4 protein-coding genes are annotated in these 3,094 nt (G+C 34.1%); all 4 read right to left on the bottom strand.

What is annotated here, in order from left to right; all coding sequences use genetic code 11:
* Positions 1-1,632, bottom strand: a 1,632-nt coding sequence (locus GO685_RS04400) for a sigma-70 family RNA polymerase sigma factor (protein WP_175937739.1), incomplete at its 3' end; no start/stop codon positions are given.
* A 122-nt stretch (positions 1,633-1,754) separates the two neighbouring features.
* Positions 1,755-2,081 carry a cation:proton antiporter subunit C gene (locus GO685_RS04395; RefSeq protein WP_175937738.1) on the bottom strand — a complete coding sequence of 109 codons (327 nt, stop codon included), beginning with the start codon at positions 2,079-2,081 and terminating at the stop codon, positions 1,755-1,757.
* Positions 2,078-2,497 carry a Na(+)/H(+) antiporter subunit B gene (locus GO685_RS04390; protein WP_175937737.1) on the bottom strand — a complete coding sequence of 140 codons (420 nt, stop codon included), beginning with the start codon at positions 2,495-2,497 and terminating at the stop codon, positions 2,078-2,080. The genes GO685_RS04395 and GO685_RS04390 overlap by 4 nt, the downstream gene beginning before the upstream one ends.
* Complete coding sequence (locus GO685_RS04385; protein ID WP_175937736.1) at positions 2,490-3,038, bottom strand: DUF4040 domain-containing protein; 549 nt, start codon at positions 3,036-3,038, stop codon at positions 2,490-2,492. The genes GO685_RS04390 and GO685_RS04385 overlap by 8 nt, the downstream gene beginning before the upstream one ends.
* Positions 3,039-3,094 lie beyond the last annotated feature (56 nt).

Raw genomic sequence — 3,094 nt, 5'->3', positions numbered from 1 at the left:
ACTACTATCATCTTTTCCCGTTGGAGCTTCAAGACTTACAGGGTCCCTTGCTATTTTCATAACTTTGCGTATCCTTTCCAAAGGCATCCCAAGTTCCGTACTCAATTCCCCTAATGTAGGCTCTCTTTCCATCTCATGAGTTAACTTTCTTAGTGTCCTGTTGATTTTGCTGATAATTTCTACCATATGAACCGGTATTCTAACTACTTTAGACTGCTCAGGTATTGCTCTAGTGATTGACTGCCTTACCCACCAAGTTCCGTAAGTTGAGAACTTATATCCGCGTTTGTAATCAAATTTATCCACGGCCTTCATAAGACCAATATTGCCCTCTTGTATCAAATCAAGCAGGGCAAGACCTCTGTTTGAATATTTTTTAGCGATGGAGACTACTAACCTTAAATTAGCTTTAATCATTTTCTGCTTTGCTTCGGAGACTTCTCGCTCATGTTTTTGTATTCTTTTGATTAGCTCCTTAAATTCCTGCACGTTATCCTCTTGTATATATTGCTTAATATTATTCACAGAGCAGGCTATACACTCAGAGTTACCTTCTATAAACCTTGTACATTTGATTTTTAACCCCTTTGTAAGAAAAGATTCATTTTCATTGGTCTTTAAAAAACTTGTCCCTTTTAACTCACACTTTAAAAGCACCTCATTATAAACTTTGTAAAAACTTTCCCTGTCAATATCATATTTTCTAGCCTCAGAAATAAGATTGGCTTCCTCAAGCATTATAGACCTGTTTATATTATAGAGTTTTTGTGTAATTTGAGTGACAGCAGCTTCACTTAATTTAATTTGTAACGCTATGGACCATATTTGATTATATAAATCTTCAGATCCTGATTCGCTAGAGGGATTTTTTCTTAGTGTCAATGCTTCATTTGCTAAAGTAATTATCCCATCTAGTGCAACTATGACCTTGGGCAATAAGTCGCTTTCCATTTCAAGAATAGAAACATTTAAATTTGCTGAGCTTATATCTTCGTTACCACTTTCTTGCTCATCATCACCCTTTTTATTACCTGTTTCATCATCTTTGGCATCTCCAGAATCCTCAAAGTCTTCGGCACTTTCTTCGCCATCCTCTTTGGGTATTGTGTTAAAATCAGAATTATAAATTGCATCTAGGTCTATAATTTCTCTCAGTAAGAGAGCTCCACTACTCAAATCATCACGCCATGCTTTTATTGTTTTTAGTGTTACTGATGTTTCAATTATTGCACGCAACATGTTATGCTTTTCAGATTCAATTTTTTTTGCTATCTCGATTTCATCTGCCCTTGATAGAAGCTTTACGGAGCTCATGTCTTGTAGATAAACTCTTACCGGATCGTCGTTTTGTACTAAAGTTGTGGCAGAGCTTGACAACGTGTCATCGTCATCGAGCTTGCTATCATCATTGTTGGCGGAAGTATCTTCTTCATCTCCGCTGCTCTCAAGTACATTAATTCCAGAATCTTGTAATATAGATATAGTATCATCTATGAAGTCAGATGAGAAATTTTCGTCTGACAGTTTATCATTTATATCATCAAGAGTAATAAAACCACCCTTTCTTATACTTTTGGTCACTAGATCCCTGATGATTTTTTTCTTACCTTCTGCATTATTAACAGTTGACATCATTACCTTTATATTTAAAATTTTATCTCTTACTAGTAAATAAGCTCACAACGAGTAAGCCCATAGTTTAATTTTTAGCCTGTAGCTACCTGTTACTTCATATAGTTTAAGATACTGTTAACTCATATATGTGGGTCTTGGTCAATTATTCCATATTTTTCTTCTATTTTTACTGCTATAGACAATCCAACTGAAAATGTTGCAATTCCAACTACTATGGCAGTGAGCATTAAAACATGCGGTATAGGATTGCTATATAAATAAAAATTTGAAACTAGTATAGGAGACAAAGAGCTTTTTATATATCCTAAAGATATGTAAAACAGCAGAACAGATGCTTGGAAAACGTTTACCCCTATCATTTTCTTGATTAGATTTTTATCATTTATGATAGTGTACAAACCCAGCATCATTAGTATAATAATAATTGTATAATTATATAAAGTCATTGTTTTTTTATACGAGCAAAGCTTACATATATGATCAACATGGAGGAGAAGACAGTAAGTGCTACACCCAGTTCCACCAAGAAAATACCAAATTTTTGACCGGCAACGTTGTTGGTTAATAATATATCATAAGATAAAAAACTTTTGCCAAATAAAACTGTTACAATACCCGTTCCCCCGTAGATTAAAATACCTAGCATGTTGGTAAGTTTAATTACGGAATAGGGTATTGCTTTTAAAGTTACGGATATACCAAATAACATTGAATATAGTATTATTCCGGAAGCAATAATTATTCCGGCTTGGAACCCCCCACCTGGAGTGTAGTCGCTGTGAAATTGTATATATAAGGCAAATAGGATAATAAAAGGCACCATTAAAAATGTTACTGCATTTAATACCGGATCTTTAATCATTTTCTTCTTTTAATGTTAATGTTATACAAAGTGCGGCAGTAAAGACTACTATGGTTTCCCCAAATGTATCATAACCACGAAAGCTTGTTAAAATAGCCGTCACTATATTAGAAATACCAGCAACTTTTTCAGTATTTTCTATATAATAAGGAGCAACATGCAAGTGGATTGGAGCGTCATGGCTGCCAAAATCCGGCAATTGAGTTACAAAGTGTGATAAGAATACAGTCAAAAATAAAATAAAAAAAAGTGTTATAGGGTTGTGAGATAAATTTACTTTATGGTTTTTTATCAAAGAAAGTGCAGCAAACATAAAAACTGTACTGAGCCCTGCACCAACTGAAGCTTCAGTAATTGCAACATCAGGTGCGTTCATAATTAAATACATAAGTGCAATAAGTGAACTAAATGCACACATTAAAATGCCACTCACAACTAAGTGTTTTGAAAGAACTATAAAAACCGTAACCGTAAGTAATAGCAAAAGTAATGTTACATTCAATATTTCTAGGCTCTGTGAACAAAATTTTAGAGAAGCCATATGAGAGAACCAACGAAGTTTAAAAAACCCATAAAAACCTCAGCAGTCTTGTCAAA

The sequence above is a fragment of the Wolbachia endosymbiont of Madathamugadia hiepei genome (genome assembly GCF_013366855.1).
Classification (GTDB): Bacteria; Pseudomonadota; Alphaproteobacteria; order Rickettsiales; family Anaplasmataceae; genus Wolbachia.
This window is presented reverse-complemented; position numbering and strand designations above follow the sequence as displayed.

Excerpts from the sequence above, each read along its gene's own strand:
- GO685_RS04395 (WP_175937738.1), bottom strand. The coding sequence starts at position 2,081 with ATGACTTTATATAATTATACAATTATTATTATACTAATGATGCTGGGT.
- GO685_RS04390 (WP_175937737.1), bottom strand. The coding sequence starts at position 2,497 with ATGATTAAAGATCCGGTATTAAATGCAGTAACATTTTTAATGGTGCCT.
- GO685_RS04385 (WP_175937736.1), bottom strand. The coding sequence starts at position 3,038 with ATGGCTTCTCTAAAATTTTGTTCACAGAGCCTAGAAATATTGAATGTA.